The 1521-nt window shown below is 66.3% G+C and carries 1 protein-coding gene; it reads left to right on the forward strand.

What is annotated here, in order from left to right; translation table 11 throughout:
• Window positions 1-236: 236 nt before the first annotated feature.
• The gene (locus tag ABNF97_RS33870; protein WP_349341058.1) at window positions 237-1484 is read left to right on the forward strand and encodes an IS110 family RNA-guided transposase; all 1248 of its coding nucleotides are present in this window, start codon (window positions 237-239) and stop codon (window positions 1482-1484) included.
• The last annotated feature ends 37 nt before the right edge of the window (window positions 1485-1521 follow it).

Below are 1521 nucleotides of genomic sequence, written 5' to 3' on the forward strand. Positions count from 1 at the left end.
CTGTCAGTAGTCCGCGTGCCTGGCGGCGCGACCCCGAGCGGGGTGAAAATCGGGCTGGGCCGTCCGGATGTCGTCGTCTCGTCTTGGCGCTGTGAGCCCGTCTGTCAGTAGGACGCTGAGGATCTTGATGACAGGCACCCGGAACTGTTGCTTCGAGCACGCGTGTCAGACTCTTCAGCCTGTTGATCCTCCCGGACGGCCCGCCTTGATGGCCGGTGAGGGAAGGAGACACGGCCATGGATGTGGTGAATCGTCGATGCGCGGGCATCGACATCAGCAAGACCGACGTCAAGGTGTGTGTCCGGACGCCGGGGTCGGGTCAGCGGCGTCGCCGGGAGGTTCGGACGTTCACCACGATGACCGCGGATCTGCTGGTGATGCGGGACTGGCTGCTGGCCGAGCAGGTCACGGTGGTCGGTATGGAGGCCACCGGCGCCTATTGGAAGCCGGTGTTCTACCTGCTGGAACACGATATGGACTGTTGGCTGCTCAACGCCCGGCACATGAAGGCGGTGCCTGGACGCAAGACCGACGTCAAGGACTGTGAGTGGATCGCTCAACTGGTCGAGCACGGTCTCGTGCGGGCCAGTTTCGTGCCTCCGGAGCCGATCCGACAGCTACGGGACCTGACCCGCTACCGCACGGAGATCATCAGAGAGCGGACCCGGGAGGTTCAGCGCCTGGAGAAACTCCTGGAGGATTCGGGGGTCAAGCTGTCGGCGGTGGTGTCGGACCTGACCGGCAAGTCCGCCCGAGCGATGCTGGAGGCCCTGATCGCCGGCGAGCGTGACCCGCAAGTGCTGGCCGAACTCGCCATGGCCAGCATGCGCCGCAAGCGGCCGCTACTGACCCAGGCGCTGACCGGCCGGTTCGGCGACCACCACGCGTTCCTGGCTCGTGTCATGCTCGACCGCATCGATGCGTGCACCGCCATGGAACAGCGCCTCAGCGACCAGATCGATCAGCAGGTGCGGCCCTTTCGTCGCCAACTCGACCTGATCGAAACCATCCCTGCCGTCGGTCGCCGCGCCGCCGAGGTCATACTCGCCGAGATCGGCGCCGATCCCAGCCGGTTCCCCACCGCCGCTGACCTGGCCTCCTGGGCAGGCATGTGTCCCGGTAACAACCAGTCCGGCGCGCGCAGCGCACCCGCCCCCACCCGCCACGGAGATCCCTGGCTCAAGTCCGTCCTGGGACAGGTCGCCGTTAACGCCGCCCGCACCAAGGGCACCTACCTGGCAGCCCGCTACCGACGTATCGCCTCACGACGAGCCAAGAAACGCGCCCTCGTCGCGGTCGGCCACTCCGTCCTGATCGCCGCATGGACCATGCTCACCCGCGACCTGCCCTACCACGACCTCGGCGGCGACTACTTCACCGAACGACTGGACCCGCACCGCAAAGCCCGCCACGCCCGACGACTCCTCGACCAGCTCCACCAACTCGGCTACCAGACCACCATCCAACCCATCGAAGCCACCTGATCTCAACCCTCGGCAGGACGCCCGATTTTCGTGTCAG

The sequence above is a fragment of the Plantactinospora sp. B6F1 genome, assembly GCF_040120695.1.
Lineage (GTDB): Bacteria > Actinomycetota > Actinomycetes > Mycobacteriales > Micromonosporaceae > Plantactinospora.